The sequence below is a fragment of the Winogradskyella flava genome (assembly GCF_014243395.1).
Classification (GTDB): domain Bacteria; phylum Bacteroidota; class Bacteroidia; order Flavobacteriales; family Flavobacteriaceae; genus Winogradskyella; species Winogradskyella flava.
Window position 1 is genome coordinate 522,428 of sequence record NZ_JACLCP010000002.1, and the last position, 14,957, is coordinate 537,384.

17 protein-coding genes are annotated in these 14,957 nt (G+C 34.3%); 2 read left to right on the forward strand and 15 right to left on the reverse strand.

Going from position 1 to position 14,957, the window contains the following annotated elements; genetic code table 11:
• Positions 1 to 9: 9 nt before the first annotated feature.
• The 9 genes from H7F21_RS09485 to H7F21_RS09525 all read right to left on the reverse strand — a co-directional run bounded on the left by H7F21_RS09485 (position 10) and on the right by H7F21_RS09525 (position 8,000).
• Positions 10 to 636 carry a hypothetical protein gene (locus tag H7F21_RS09485; protein ID WP_185789025.1) on the reverse strand — a complete coding sequence of 209 codons (627 nt, stop codon included), beginning with the start codon at positions 634 to 636 and terminating at the stop codon, positions 10 to 12.
• Complete coding sequence (locus H7F21_RS09490) at positions 633 to 1,172, reverse strand: RNA polymerase sigma factor (RefSeq protein ID WP_185789026.1); 540 nt, start codon at positions 1,170 to 1,172, stop codon at positions 633 to 635. The genes H7F21_RS09485 and H7F21_RS09490 overlap by 4 nt, the downstream gene beginning before the upstream one ends.
• Before the next feature lie 188 nt (positions 1,173 to 1,360).
• Complete coding sequence (locus H7F21_RS09495; protein WP_185789027.1) at positions 1,361 to 2,221, reverse strand: DUF2971 domain-containing protein; 861 nt, start codon at positions 2,219 to 2,221, stop codon at positions 1,361 to 1,363.
• Between the two features lie 169 nt (positions 2,222 to 2,390).
• Complete coding sequence (locus tag H7F21_RS09500; RefSeq protein ID WP_185789028.1) at positions 2,391 to 3,002, reverse strand: GntR family transcriptional regulator; 612 nt, start codon at positions 3,000 to 3,002, stop codon at positions 2,391 to 2,393.
• Between the two features lie 14 nt (positions 3,003 to 3,016).
• Positions 3,017 to 4,699, reverse strand: coding sequence for a serine hydrolase (locus H7F21_RS09505; protein WP_185789029.1), 1,683 nt, complete (start codon positions 4,697 to 4,699; stop codon positions 3,017 to 3,019).
• 243 nt (positions 4,700 to 4,942) lie between these two features.
• Entirely contained in the window at positions 4,943 to 6,424 is a 1,482-nt protein-coding gene (locus H7F21_RS09510) for a serine hydrolase (protein WP_185789030.1), read from the reverse strand.
• A gap of 90 nt (positions 6,425 to 6,514) precedes the next feature.
• A complete protein-coding gene (locus H7F21_RS09515) occupies positions 6,515 to 6,892 on the reverse strand; it encodes a hypothetical protein (protein WP_185789031.1) in 378 nt (125 codons plus the stop codon).
• A 68-nt stretch (positions 6,893 to 6,960) separates the two neighbouring features.
• Positions 6,961 to 7,407 carry a hypothetical protein gene (locus H7F21_RS09520; protein ID WP_185789032.1) on the reverse strand — a complete coding sequence of 149 codons (447 nt, stop codon included), beginning with the start codon at positions 7,405 to 7,407 and terminating at the stop codon, positions 6,961 to 6,963.
• On the reverse strand, positions 7,404 to 8,000 hold the full coding sequence (locus H7F21_RS09525; protein WP_185789033.1) for an RNA polymerase sigma factor: 597 nt from the start codon (positions 7,998 to 8,000) through the stop codon (positions 7,404 to 7,406). The genes H7F21_RS09520 and H7F21_RS09525 overlap by 4 nt, the downstream gene beginning before the upstream one ends.
• A 168-nt stretch (positions 8,001 to 8,168) precedes the next feature.
• Between H7F21_RS09525 and H7F21_RS09530 the strand changes: the two genes are divergently transcribed.
• Positions 8,169 to 9,032, forward strand: a complete 864-nt coding sequence (locus H7F21_RS09530; protein ID WP_185789034.1) for an AraC family transcriptional regulator — start codon at positions 8,169 to 8,171, stop codon at positions 9,030 to 9,032.
• Between the two features lie 174 nt (positions 9,033 to 9,206).
• On the opposite strand, the gene H7F21_RS09535 is transcribed toward H7F21_RS09530, so the two are convergent.
• From H7F21_RS09535 to H7F21_RS09550, 4 genes are all read right to left on the reverse strand, one after another.
• The gene (locus H7F21_RS09535; protein ID WP_185789035.1) at positions 9,207 to 10,448 is read right to left on the reverse strand and encodes an RNA polymerase sigma factor; all 1,242 of its coding nucleotides are present in this window, start codon (positions 10,446 to 10,448) and stop codon (positions 9,207 to 9,209) included.
• Positions 10,448 to 10,795, reverse strand: coding sequence for a YciI family protein (locus H7F21_RS09540; protein WP_185789036.1), 348 nt, complete (start codon positions 10,793 to 10,795; stop codon positions 10,448 to 10,450). The genes H7F21_RS09535 and H7F21_RS09540 overlap by 1 nt, the downstream gene beginning before the upstream one ends.
• Before the next feature lie 121 nt (positions 10,796 to 10,916).
• Complete coding sequence (locus H7F21_RS09545) at positions 10,917 to 11,504, reverse strand: hypothetical protein (protein WP_185789037.1); 588 nt, start codon at positions 11,502 to 11,504, stop codon at positions 10,917 to 10,919.
• Positions 11,488 to 12,036, reverse strand: a complete 549-nt coding sequence (locus tag H7F21_RS09550; protein WP_185789038.1) for a hypothetical protein — start codon at positions 12,034 to 12,036, stop codon at positions 11,488 to 11,490. The genes H7F21_RS09545 and H7F21_RS09550 overlap by 17 nt, the downstream gene beginning before the upstream one ends.
• 210 nt (positions 12,037 to 12,246) lie before the next feature.
• Between H7F21_RS09550 and H7F21_RS09555 the strand changes: the two genes are divergently transcribed.
• Entirely contained in the window at positions 12,247 to 12,606 is a 360-nt protein-coding gene (locus tag H7F21_RS09555) for a hypothetical protein (RefSeq protein WP_185789039.1), read from the forward strand.
• On the opposite strand, the gene H7F21_RS09560 is transcribed toward H7F21_RS09555, so the two are convergent.
• Positions 12,596 to 13,543: an NAD(P)H-dependent flavin oxidoreductase gene (locus H7F21_RS09560; protein WP_185789040.1), complete on the reverse strand. Its 948-nt coding sequence runs from the start codon at positions 13,541 to 13,543 to the stop codon at positions 12,596 to 12,598. The two genes, H7F21_RS09555 and H7F21_RS09560, sit on opposite strands and share 11 nt — an antisense overlap.
• A gap of 83 nt (positions 13,544 to 13,626) precedes the next feature.
• Positions 13,627 to 14,856 carry a class I SAM-dependent rRNA methyltransferase gene (locus tag H7F21_RS09565; RefSeq protein ID WP_185789041.1) on the reverse strand — a complete coding sequence of 410 codons (1,230 nt, stop codon included), beginning with the start codon at positions 14,854 to 14,856 and terminating at the stop codon, positions 13,627 to 13,629.
• Positions 14,857 to 14,957: the final 101 nt, after the last annotated feature.

The window sequence follows — 14,957 nt, forward strand, 5'->3', positions numbered from 1 at the left end:
GTTCGTTTTTTATTGATTTAACATGGCTAATAAGTCTGAAGCATTCCCTTTTACCAAAGGCAAAGACTCTTCATTCTCAATGATTTTTTTAAGTGGTGCTTTGGCGCGCTGCTCCCTTAAAAGCGCAACAGATTTTATGAGTTTAAGCTGTACCAAAGGCTCTGTTTCATTGCCTAAAGCATCAATAAGGTGATTGCGCACCAATTGATTATCTGGAAATTTTAAAAGGGCATCTATGACTGCAATTTTAGAATTGGCATCAGAATCGGTTTTTAAGATTTTGAAAAAAGCCTGCAGTATTTTTTCATCCTCCTCCTCGTCAGCAAGCTGATCTTCAATGTCGTAAATGGCTTCTAAGCGCGAACTATTCGTGTCACTTGCGTCTAAGGCCGATACCAAATTATCTCGCACCTCTATGCGTTGCTGTTCGTTTTGATACCAATACCCGAGTGCTATTAGTAAGACCACACTTGCCGCTATGGACACATATCGCATCGCTCTTAAACGTCTTACTGGTTTTGAACCTTGATGCAACTCTTGTTGTAATCTTGCTTCAAAATCTAAAGTAGTATCCTCTGACATTTTACTATCGTCAAATGCGGTTTTATGATCCTTTATAAAGTGCTCTAAACTCATACTGTTATTTTGTTTTGCAATTGTTGCTTTAAAAGACGTTTCCCTCTCACATACTGATTTCGTACTGTACTTTCCTTTAGACCTAATTGTTGTGCAATTTCTTTATGCGAATAGTCTTCAATGAGGTACAGTACAATGATGATGCGGTATTTGTCTTTTAAGGCATCAATTGCTTTTTTTACGTCTTCAAACTTTAAAGAAGTATTGTCCAACTCCTCGGTTAGCACCTCTTCGTCTTGTTGAAGTTCATACGATTCTTGTAACCAACTGAGTTTCTTTTTCTTCCTAAGGAAGTCTAAAGAACAGTTGACGACAATACGTTTTAACCATGGCCCAAGGTTAAGGTCGTTTTCTAGTTTTGTTATATTTTGAAACGCTTTAATAAAGGCATCGTGCACCATATCTTGTGCATCTTGCTGATTTATAATAATCCTTAAGCTGACGTTATAGAGCATATCCTTGTACATCTGATACACCTGCATTTGCGCTTTTAAATTATTGTTTTTACATGCTTTTATTAATTCCGGACGTTCCAAAAATTAGTAGTCTTTGATTGATAGGTTACCTTAATAACGAGACACTTTTAAAATTGTCGCAAAAAAAGTTATGACATTTTAAAATTATGGAATCTTTGGGATAAAAAAGGGAAGGAAAATTGAAGTTACTCTTAAAGGTTAGTATAAAAAGTCGTTTTAATGCTTTTTATACAGTGTTGTGTACTTTTTTATAATCGGTAAGGGATTTTCGATTTTGAAATTGTTGTTTTCTCAAATCCATTTTGATCCAAAAGGAATCTTAAAGATTGTTTTGAAACTTTCTCTTCTGGAGAGGAGCAGATCATTACATCTGTCAGAAATTCTTTTAATTGAGAGACATTCATTTTAATGTAAGGAACGACGTAATAAGATTTTTTGACTTTAAAAAAGACTTTATTTTCCTTAAAGTTTATTAACCGCCATTCTTTTTCTTCATGAAATGCTTCACTTTTAATAATTGAACAAGCTACGTTTGAGGTAGAAATAAAATAACTTCCCGCGGCTTGAATAGCATCGCTGAAAGGTTTTTCTAGATCGGAAAAATTATCCTTGTCGGTCTTTCCACTTTCTTTCGTTTCATTTAAAATTTGGATTGCACGTTCAAATAAGAATTCAACATACTTCTCGTGGTCACTTTTATCATATAAACATGGTAATAACTGAATACCAGAATCTTTTATTCTTTTAAAGTTCGAGAGTTCAATTCTAGCACCTTTGCAATCATCGCCATATCCTCTCCACTGACTTAATAAATCAGGCTCTTCCGAAAAAGAAGTTGTGTAAACATGATTTTGAGTTAAGAATTCTATAGCAGAGTCTAAGCTATCTAAAAACACTGATACTTTTTCATCCTTACTATGAACGGATTTCTTTTGCTGAAGTATTTGTTTTAGAACGGTAAGTCCAACCTCGTATTCACTTTTATCATTTTGAAAATACAAGTTTGAAAGCCATAATTCATGATTAACTGTTATTCCAACAACAGATTCTAAGTTAGTATAGTGATAAAGTTTATTAGGAGGATCTCTATTTATGTCTTTAATTATCATATTAATTGTAATTGTACACAACTTTGGTGATATGAGTCCGTTTCAATACTTCGACAGGCTCGGTAACAGACTTATATCAGACGTTAAGCGAAGTTAGGTTTTTACAACTGCAAAATCAATACGTAACCTTACGTATTTTTTAAGTCAATTGCTCAAGATTGGAAGAACCTTATTGCAATTTTAAGACCTTGATCCAGTTGTCTTTTAAAACTTCGCAGGCTTTTTCTAAGTTATTATTTTTAATATGATCTATGATTTGTTCATGCTCTGTGTCTGAATTTGAGTAATTCTCTGTCTTACTCATAAACTCAACTTCGTAAAAGAAAATTCTTGTTTTTAAATCCGCTAGAATCTTTAGAGCCGTCGGATTTTTATAATTAGACGTCAGTACGTTGTGAAAATCTATATCTGCATTGATGCGTTGAATTTCGTCCTTAGCATTTTTAAATACCCGATTAGACACTTCTAGTTTTCTAATGATCTTATCAGAAAAAGGTGAATTTCTAATGGCCAATGATTCTAATGAAACCACTAATTCGTACAAGTTTTCTGCTTCCGAACTATTGAGCTCAGGAATAAAAAAACCTCTATTGGGTATGGCCTCAACAATACCAGATGTCTGCAACTGTGTGAGTGCTTCTCTTATAGGTGTTACGCTAACATCCAATTCTCTAGCCAGTGATGCCAGAGAAATGGATTTTTCTGGGTTGATGATGCCCTGTCTCATTTTTTTAAGCAGCAACTCTTTTACCTGATCCCTAAAATTTATTTTTTCTATCAAAACAATTTAATTATTTAATTGGCTTTATTGAAATAGTATAGTTTTTCCTTTTTTGAGTTGATCTTATAAAACCCTGTAATTTGATTGTCATTATTATACTCGAAAGTAATCTTTGATAATTTCCCATCGGAAAAGAAAAGTTGGTCATTTTCATAAATAAGCTCAAAATCTCCTGTTTTAATATTTTTGTATAACAATTTATCCGTTTTAACCTCTATGCTGTATAGTACACCGAGCTCTGTACTGTAATATACTCCTTCGTATTTTTTAAATGCTTCGGCATTGAAATAAAAAGGTGTGGTTTTTCTATTAGCTGTTATATTATTATATACTAATTTGTCTACTTTTCCCTTTTTATTAGTAATAAAAGTAATTGTTCTGTTACCGTATGCGCGAACCATAAATGTAGAATCGTTAACAGGTTTCATGTAAAATGCATTCTCGCCGTTAGACTGTGCATATAAATCTTTGCCTTTTTTCATAATATCCAAATACCAAGCATCACCTAGTTTATAATAACCTATATACTTATCTAATTGCTCTGTAGATATTACAACTTCTTTCTCAGCTTCTGTAGACTCCTCTTTAGCATTGTTCTTTTCTTCTGTTGAACTTGTATTGGCCTCTTTTTCTTTCGGAAAGAAGACCTCTAAATATAAGTCTCTAATCTGACCTGTACCAATTCTGTAATTATTCGCAAAGAAAATACCAACATTCAACTCAGGTACTATGGTCATATACGATGTGAATGATGACCAGCTGCCGTCATGACCAATGACCTTGTGGCCATTATAGTCTTCAATTTCTATACCGTAAGCATAATTATTAGTATCGCCATTATTGAGCTTTTTTGTGGTAAACATTTTGCTAACAATGTCTTTTTTATCTTTTGGTGGATATAATAAAAAATTCATCCATTTACCCATATCTATAGCATTAGAAATTAATGAGCTAGAACCTAACGCGCTGGTGTTGTATGCTTCTCTTATTCTATTCCCATCATTATCTAACCTGTAAGCAGATGACATGCCTTCAATAACTTTGTTCTGGTCTTGGTTGAAAAAAGTACTATTCATGTTTAAAGGTTTAAAAATATGTTCGTCTGTCCAGCTTACAAAAGACTGGTTGGTAACTTCTTCAATAATCTTGGTTAATAGTACATAACCAGAGTTGCAATATTGATATCTATCGCCTGGAACAAAATCTAAACGCTTTTGAGCATAAATTGCTCGAAGTAACTGATCCGTTGAGATTTTATCCTCACTAGACCAACCCATTTCGTAAATGAGATAGGTCCAATTCTTTATACCACTTGTATGATGTACTAAGTGTCCTATAGTGATTTTATGATCGTATTCTGGAAAGTCCTTAAGATAGACACGTATATCATCATCCATTGATAGTTTGCCCTCAACTTCCAATGCAGCAATAGAATATCCCGTAAACATTTTAGCTATTGAAGCCAAATCATACATAGTATTTATGGTGTTATGAGTATTCAATTCTATACTGGACAGTCCGTTACTTGCTGTATAAAGTGTCTCATTGTCTTTAGTAACAATTATTGAGGTTCCAGGTTTTATATCAAGGCGCTCCTCAATAAAATTGGTAATACTATCTAGTGAATCAACTAGCGCTTTAGACTGTGAAAAGCCTAATGACGTAAGGAATAACAGAATAAATACTGATTTTTTCATTTTTGTATGATTTGAATTATTAACATATATCGTATACGATTAATAAAAACATCTAGTGTTACACTTCTTGTGACTGAATGCTGAAAAATTAAGAAAATATTAACATATTATGGCTACTACAATTAGCAAGATTGGAAGAGTGATGGTCAAAAACATGCTAACAAATAGCAGAACAGCAAATACTAAAAGCCCAATCTTCCAATCTGGAACATTAAGCTTTTAACCAGTAATGCCAACTTTTATCTAATTTTTATACTGTAACTTTTTAAGTGCTTTTCTCGAACTCTCACACCAATCACAGTCCTCTTTGTCTGCTAATTCTATTGCTCTTTTATAACTTTTTATCGCTTCTTTGCTTTGATTATTTTTAGTATAGGCTTCGCCTAAAGAATCCCATAGGTTTCCGTTTTCTGGAAAGCGCTCTGTATTTAGTTTAAACAGTTCTATAGCCCATTTCACGTTATCTTTAACCTCTATGATTTCATTTTTCAGAATTCTATATCCAAGACCATTTAATTGATTAGGGCTTCTTAAGATCTTTGTATAGTCGCTTTTGATAACTGAAATAAGTTCATCTGATTGTTTTATGTTATGAGACTTTATAAAATCAAAGGTTAAGTTGAACAGATTATTCTTAATAGGTTCTGGTTTATAAGATTCATTAAAAATCATTTTTTCAATTGGCCAAGCTACTTCCACTTCTCTACTACTGGCATTTGTAAATAATATGATGACAACATCTTCTTCTGGCAAATACAAATAATCATGAAAAAACACTCCATTACCACCATTATGGCTAATAATCTTTGTATTTCTATCTGAACTAAAAATAGCCCAACCATAAGCATAATAACTTGACCCTCCTTCATATTCTAGCATATAAGATGTCGTTAATTTTTTAAACATGGCTTGAGATAAGATGGTATTTGCTTTTAGAGCCCTATACCATTTATACATATCACCAGTGGTGGAATGTATACCGCCATTCCCTTTCAAGTTCCAAGTCACTTTGTTTTGTTTTTGATAGCGTTCAATCAAAGTGCCTATATGTATAAGGTTGCGCGCATAACCATTGGCAATGTCTTCCTTTTCCCAGTTGGGTATGAGGTATCCTGTATGGGTCATTCCAGCAGGTAGAAATAAATGCGCCATTAAAAACGCTTCATAGTCATTCCCTGAAACTACTTCAATGATTCTTGCCAAAACGCTATAACCAGCATTTGAGTAGAAATACTTTGATCCTGGTTGGTGCAGTAACTTGGTCGCGAAGAGAGTTTTAAAGAATCGCTTCGTGGGTATGTCATCAAAATCACCATTGCCAATACCATCTGTAAGTCCTGATGTATGCGTTAATAATTGGTGTATGGTGATATCTTTTTTATCGTCAGGAAGGGTATCAAAAAACTTACTAATCGGATCTGTAACTTTTAGTTGGTTCAGTTCTTCTAACTTTAGGATTGCTGTAGCGGTAAATTGTTTTGTAACTGACCCTATCGTTGAAACGGTGTTAACTTTATAAGGAATCTTGTGTTCTTTATCTGCCATGCCGTAACCTTGGTGAAGAATGATTTCTCCTTGTCTAGCAACTAATACTGATCCTGAAAATCCCTTGGCTACACCTTGACTTAAATAGTTGTCGATTTTTTCTTTTATAATTGTGTTTTCACCTGCTATTTGCGCATTCAAAGCTGTAGTGATTAGTAGTAATAGAATTGTTTCTTTCATAATGATTTTGTTTAAATATGGGTATACTTTACCTAGCCTCAATTATTATGAAGCCCTTAATTATTAGTTGAAAATGTGTTATGATTATGCTTATTTGCTAAAGCGATTTAGATATAATGCATTGCAGAGGAATCCTATGGCAATACTTATGGTCATGATGCCAATGGAATGAATTCCTAGAGGTAAATATTGATTGGTAATAAATAAACCTATTCCTGTAGCCATTAAAATTAAAACCCATTTCACACTAATATGCTTAGCACTGTATGAGTCCTTTTGAAGAATTGATGCCACTACCCGTTCTGAAATATCTTTCTCTAACATTTTATTTTTAAGCTTGTGTTCTAGTAAAGTTCTAAGAATAGTTAAGACAAAGCTCATCCCTATAATGATTAATAGAATAATGACGCTGACTTTATAAACATCTGGATCTATTTCTGTTGGTGTTATACTATTTGGTATTCTCATGTTTTCTTATTTTACGTTTATAATACATTAGACAGATGGCAATGGTAAATGTTGCAACTCCTCTAACATTAATTCATCTTATTCATTTTTAAATTAAAAGACCTAAAGCTATCTATGCTTAACAGTATGGTCATAAAAACACCAATACTTATAATGAGATATAAATACATGTTATTAGTCTCTACTTGGTTAATCAATTCCACTTTAAATGCACTTATCATCATGGCGATTACTCCAATGACTATAAAGACAATTGCACTTATATAGGTGTAATCTTTTTTGGATTTTTTTTGCTCTATTTTATTCGTTATTTTTTCTAAAATCAGGTCACCGAGGTTATCGTTTAATACTGGATTTTCTAGATTTTTAAGGTCTTTGGATAATAACTTATAGTTATCTGCAATTTGTAAACATATCTCACAGGAATCAATGTGCTCTAAGATGCTGTTGTCACAATTATCAAAATCAAAAATATAGCGCTGTATGCTTTGGTCATTTAAATGATCTGTTTTCATAAATCGTCCTTTTTATAGTTTAGCAGAAGATTGTCTCTTAATTTCTTTCTTGCTCTAAACAAATAGTTTTTTAAAGTCCCTTCTGGTAAATTTGTGATTTTGGAAATCTCTTTATAGCTCAATTCTTCCACATGAAAAAGTGTAACAATCGTTTTATAGAGTGGTGGTAATTTTTCAACTTCTAATTTGAGTATTTGAGAACGTTCTTTATTGAGAACATAACCTTCTGTTAAATTACTTTCACTATTTAGATTATCCATACTTATAATCTCCCATATGTCCTTCTCATCCTCTGTTTCTATATCTAAAATTGGAATCCTTTTCTTCTTCAGATGGTTGATACAGGTATTGTATGTTATGGCTCCAATCCACGTAGAAAGCTTAGAGTTAAATCTAAAACTCGAAAGTTTGTTATAAACTTTAAAGTAAACTTCTTGGGCTAAGTCTTCTCTATCTTCTCGGTTATTTACCATCTTATAAATGATTTGAATAACAAGACCTTGAGTTTTAGAAATAATAAGTTTAAAGGCATTAGAATCACCTTCCAATACTCTTTTTATCAAATCATTATCTACCAATTGCTCCTGTTTCATTTACCTTATCTAAGAGATTAGACAATGTTCTATGCAAAAAGGTTGCACTTTGTTGGCCTTTTCTAATTACAATTTTGGAAACTACCAGTTATTTTAACTATTCAGCAAGATTGGAAAAGTGATTCTCAAGGACTACCTTTAGTTTTGTCTTCATAAAAGCAATAGCATATGGCAGAACAACCCAACACCAAACAGTTTTATCAAGAAAATTTAAACCGTGTTGTGGATTATATCCATAAGCATTTAGATGCCAAAATTGATATTGCACATTTAGCAAAGCTGTCTCATTTTTCGCCTTATCATTTTCATCGCATTACACGAGCTATGCTTGGTGAACCTTTGGGTATGTACATCACAAGAGCACGTGTAGAAACTGCCGCTAAAATGATTAGGTATTCAGAAAATTCAATAGAAGAGATAGCCTATAGTGTGGGTTTTGAGACGCCCTCTTCCCTATCTAAAGCGTTTAAAAATCATTTTGGAATCTCGCCAAGTGCCCATCGCAACAAAAAAGAATTCATCATTAAAAAACGGAACACCATGAAGACAACAGATTTAAACATTAAGAAACCAAAAATCCAAGACCTAGACAACCAAAACTGCCTGTACTACACCATGCATGGCGCTTATCAAAACTTAGACTATGCAGGTGCTTGGGAAAAACTTTGGGGAGAAATTAAAGCCCAAAAATTATTTACCAAAGGCATTAAAATGATAGGCTTGCCTCACGATGACCCAAAGGCTACTGATCCTAACAAAACACGCTATGATGCTTGTCTCATTATTCATAAGGATGCGCAACCCAAGGGTGATGTTGGTGTCAAAACACTTAAAGGTGGAAAATTTGCCATCTTCTTGTACCAAGGCAGTTACAAGTACTTCGCCGAGGTCTATGACCATATGTTTAACGAGTGGTTACTCAACTCGGATTATGAGCTGAGAGATGCACCTTGCAGAGAACGGTATATCAGCCATCCAGACCGTGTAGCGGAAGAGAAATTAAAGACGGAGTTTTATATTCCTATAAAGTAAATATATACTTTGATGATGTCAGTTCGAGTGATTCTGAAGTATGAAGAATCGTATCGAGAACCATTTCACTTGCAAAGCTTCTCGATACAAAATCCCTAAAAAAAAGGAATTTCACTCGAAGTGACATTAAACTACCTTATTTCAGAATCACTCGAACTGACAAAATTTTGAACATTAGGACCTTTGCCAAGAAGCAAATTTCTTTTGCAAATACTCTTTCTCTAAGGAATTTGTTACATGGCTTAAGGCTTCCTCTAAATGTTCTAGAGCTCCTTCAAGATTATCAATGGCTTTATAATAATCTGCTTTGGCAGCATAATATAAATAAGCACGTTGCTCTAAAGTCTCTGGTTGCAAGTTTTTGAAATAAGCCTCAGCTTTTTCATAATCTTTATTCTGAATAGAAATGACAGCCATAGTCAATACATGAGATGGCATAGGTTGAATATTATAAAGTGCTTCATACCATTGTAAGATTTTGTTCCAATCAGTATCCTCAAAAGTTTTAGCGCGTAAATGTTCTGCTGCTATGGCAGCTTCATAATGATAACATGAAAAATCATTGGTTTCGACTGCTTTATGCATCATTGTATTTCCCAATTGTACTAATGGAAAATGCCATAAGGCTCTATCTTGTTGTTTTAAGTCCAGTACTTCATTATTCACGTTGGTTTTGGCAGACAATCGTGCTGAATGAAAACACATCAATGCGAAGAGTGCATATACTTCTGGTAATCTGGTGTCTTTGCGCGTTAACAGTAGTTGGCATAAGCGCATGGCTTCACCACATAAATCTTCTCTAATGAGTTGTTTTTTGGTATTGGAGTGAAAGCCCTCGTTAAAAATAAGATATAGGACTTCCATAACGCTTTCTATGCGCTCGGATAAATCCTTTCCTTGTGGGATATAGAATTTTATAGCTTCCTTTTTAATGGCTTTTCTGGCACGCAGTAATCTTTTTTTAATTGTGTCTTCTTTGGTCAATAATGCTGAAGCAATTTCCTTAATACTGAATCCTGATACCGTCCTTAGCGCAAATGAAATACGATCCCTAGGATCTAGTTTTGGATGGCAAGCCGTAAAAATCATTCGAAGTTGCGCGTCTTCAATTTCAGCATCCAAAAATAGCTCATTAATCGCTATAGCATCCGTACCTGTAGCGAATGAAGTCGATCGTTTCTTTTGTGATTTAAGTGTTCGGAAAATATCCAAGACTCTATTCTTGGCCGCTTTTGTAAGCCAAGCTTCAGGGTGCTCTGGTCTTTGTTTTCGCCAAGATAGGCTGGCTTTAAGAAATGTGTCTTGTACAGCATCTTCTATAACCTCAAGATGCTCTAAACCAAAGATTCGGGTTAAAACAGAGACCATCTTTCCACTATGATGGCGAAACAAATGGTCTATGTCTTTAAGTTCCATTATCTATCGAAAACCATAACCTCACGAATCTCTACAGTTCCTCCCAAGTCATAATCTGGAAAGTCTTGAGCAATCTCTTGTACAGCATCAAAATCCTTGGCCTCTACCGTGTAATAGCCTCCAACAATTTCTTTAACCTCAGCAGAGGTTAAATCCGTAACTGTTCTGTGCTCTCCAGTAATTCGTCTCATTTGAGGGGTCAAAGCCTCTCCTCCTCTTAGGATGCCTGCTTGTTCCATTTTTTGCCCCCAAGCAAACCATTTTCCCATTCTGCTTTGAAGTTCATCAGGTGAAAGTCCTAATGCAGCATAATCGGCTCCTGTAAAAATCATCATAAAATTTTTCATAAGTTCTAAAATTTAAAAGTTTATACCCTTTAGACGTTGTCCAAGATATAAAAGGGGACAGTTTTCTGAAATTATTTTATTTCAGTTTAAATATAGAAACTTTAAATGAGATGATAGGCAACTATTCTAGATCTATAGTTGCACCACTGTTGAGGACAATGTGAATAACACCCAAGTCTTTGATAAAGACGAGTTCCTTGATTTCTGAATCATTTTGGGTTTGATTGAAACTTACTTTAAAAGCTTCAGGATAGGTAGTGCCATTGAATTGATATGCGGTCAAATATTCGATAGTGTTGGATGATGAGGATGTTTCACTTGTAAATTTATAAGATGCTGAATACATATTATAACGTACGGTGAATTTAAATCCATTTTCCTCACCTTGTTTATTAAAGACGGTTTCAATGTAGAATGGAAAATTAAAAAAGTCGTAAGTGACCGTACTACGTTCACTTTCTGAAGCATTACCACAGTCGTCCCAAATAGTATCTCCAAAATTCTGAAAGTCATGAGTTAAATGAACCTCATCTGAAATACCAATGCTTGAACTTGCTGTTTTGGTAATAATATCAGAATTGGTATACCAAGATTGCATTTCTTCTGTTGTCTCCTCAATTACATCCATATCCAAACAAGGCTCACGACAAGCAAGCAGATTTATGAGAACTAGCAACATTATTGCATATATATTAATCGATCTGTACATAGTCTCCATTTAAGTAGTTGATTCTTAAAATTCCGCTGGCTTCATTGAAAAGTACTTCCGCAATAGCAACATCAACTTGGTTTGAAAAATACCGATAAACGTCTGTATATATTGTACCATTAATTTCTATGGTTTCTAATGGTGTCTCTAAATCGTAATAAAAAAACAGCCTGTTGATGGTAAGGCCTACATCTATAAATTCAACATCATCGACATAGTTATAACTGCGATTTAAGCTAAGAGCGATATCTAAATTAGGTAGTTCTGACGAAAGATCGACATTGTAACTTTCGTAACTCGTATAGTCCTCACAATGTTCTTGGTCAGAGAAGAAACTACTTCTAGTATTTGTGCTTAATTGAAACTGAAAACCATCATCAGTTATCATATCAACAAGCTGACTATCTGTATAGGGAATCTTGGTTTTTTCTTGGACCGTAAAGGTTATACGATCTATTTCCTCGCCTTTTCTTAGGCAACAACTTTGATAGGAAAAAACAATAACAAGGAATACAAGAAATTTTGATTTCATTAAGACTACTGATTGAATACACTACTTAGATGCTAAACCTTAGGAAAGGTTGCGTGCTTAATCAGTGTTTTTAATTCGGTTTAAAAATTCTTCTTCTGTTTCCCAAATATTATAGATAAAGGCTTTAATCGTGAAAATAGTTGTTCAGTCGATTATAGTACTAATTACATAATTAAATACTATACTTTTAGCCAAACCAACCTAAAGAAGATGAAATTTATATTTACACTTTTAGTAATACTTTCTTTTAATCTTAGCTCTGCACAAAAAACATCTAGTGATGATGGTTTGCACTTTGGTACTGGTATCGTAATTTCTGGACTTACCTATTCCTTAGTCTATGCAAAAACCAAAAATAAGAGTAAAGCTTTTTGGTATAGTTTAGGCTTATCAACCATGGCTGGCCTAGCTAAAGAAGTATACGATGGCTATATCATTACTGGTAGATTTGATAAAAGTGAATTTATAGCGACTGCAGCTGGCGGCATAGCTGCTAGCTTTTCTTTTAATATTTTTACAGGGAAACAAAAGAAAAAGAAAGAAGAAAAGCTAAAAGTTTCTAATTTATAAGTTTTGCTACAATGTCCTTAACTGGCAGAATTTCCTTAGTATGCTCAATACTGGGTCCTGCAACCCAAACTGTTTTATAGGTGGCTTTCTTTGCGGCCTTTTCGGTGGCTTTCATCCCAATTGAAAAACGGACCATTTTTACCCATTTTTTAAGTTTGCGATTCTTATTTAATAAATTTTCTAGCCATGTGGCCTTTGTCCCTATTTTTTGAACATAGGGTGTATTAATCACCGTACAAGGTGTTCCAGAAATACGCTCGGTCATTATGATGTCATCGGCACCATAATCGACACAAGCTTGTTTGTACTCTTCTGTTACACCAGCTTCCAGGGACGCAATAAATGGACTACCAACTGAAACGCCTGCAGCACCATAGCTCAACATCTTATCTATATCAGCTTTACAACCCACACCTCCTGCAGAAATCACAGGAATAGATAATTCTTTATTCAACAAACTGGTCAATTCCTCTGGAGAAAGATTTCCTCTATGGCCTCCAGCCTCATTATTTACGGCAATGGCTGCATCTGCACCAAGACTTTCGACTTTCTTTGCAAACCTCAAATCCGTAACATCACAAAATACCTTTATGCCAGCAGCATGTGCTTGGCGAATAGTTTCTTCAGGACTTCCTAAAGATGTTATTATGAAATCGCAGCCTTCTTCGCACAATACCTCTAACTGACCTCTATATTTGATGTTGGATTTATTGACAATAAGGTTAAAACCAAAAGAACCGCCTTCAACTTTATTGGCTTGAAGCTCTTTAATTGCTGTTCTCAAATCTTCTAATGTCCTGTAGTTTAATGCAGGAATACATCCAGCAATACCAGCTTTCATTGCCTCAGTTACCATTGCCACATTCGACACTAAAAACATAGGTGCCTGGATAATTGGATATGTTATGTTTAGAAGTTCGGTTAGTTTTGTTTGCATAGTTCTCATATTAGGTTTCGGTAGTGCAGAACCTGAAATTTCACTTCAAATATACTAAAATTTATTATGCACGCATAATAGTTTTATTCTAAGAAACGATAATAGCCACATTTTAAATAGGCACCTTCAGGAAATGTGACAGGATGATCGATGTCGTGCTTTGTTTTTAGTATAGTTTCAAACAGTTTAGGCTGTGCATTCAAAACACGTTGGTTTAAATCAAAAAACGCCTGAGCAAGAACCCTTGAGGAACATGATGCCAAAACTAACAATCCATTTTTGGTCGTAAGCCTTGCCCCTAGTTCGGCCAATTGCGCATATTTCTTCTTAGCTAAGTCAATATCTGATTGTTGCTTGGCAAAACTAGGTGGGTCAATCACTACAACATCGAATCGCTTACCTCTTTTTATTAGGTTTTTCATCTCTACAAACGCGTCTCCAGAAATGGTTTTATGGATTCCCGTATAATCATTTAATTTTCCATTTTCCCTTGCCATGTCTAAAGCCTGCTTGCTAATATCCAAACTCGTCACTTCCTCCGCTCCGTTTGCTAAGGCCTGAACTGAAAATCCGCCAGCATAAGAAAATACATCCAATACGGTTTTACCTCTGCTTAACTCACCTACCCTCTTTCTATTTGCTCTATGATCTAAAAAATACCCTGTCTTATGACCTTTAATGACATTTGCCGAAAATTTCACACCATGTTCAATAAATTCAACAACGTCATTATTCAGAGTTCCATTGATGATATCTCCATCTTTTAAGTTATGATTTGGACTATTTTGGAGATTTCTACTCAAACGCATAACTAAAGTTTCAGCGTTAGAAATTTCCTGTAGACTCTCTAGAATGGCCTGTAAATAAGGCAACCAAATCTCAGCATATAGTTTTACTACCAGAACTGTATCATACACATCGGCAATCAATCCTGGGAAACCATCATTCTCTCCAAATAGCAAACGATAGCTATTAGTATTCGTTTCTAATAGTTCTAAACGCTTATCGAATGCATTTTTAATCTTATGATGAAAAAAATCTGAATTAATTTCGACCTTAGTCTCTGCATTATGGATCATTTTGATACGTATTGGTGACTTAGCGTCATATAATCCAATACCAACAACTTTATTTTTATTCTTACTAAATATAATTGCCAAATCACCCGTTTTAGCATCATCATTGATCTTTACAATACTATTGGAAAATACCCAAGGATGGCCTTTAACGACCGATTGCTCGCCCTTGGCATTGAGTTTTATAGCGAGGTTTTTTGGTTTTTCAATTGCTTTAAAAGACCTTTTAAATGCCATTATTTTAATTAGATAAGAATGTGTTAGAGATAACTATATCGCACAAAAATAGCTTTAAAAGCGACAATAATTTGGTATTTAATGGATGAAATTGATGCGTT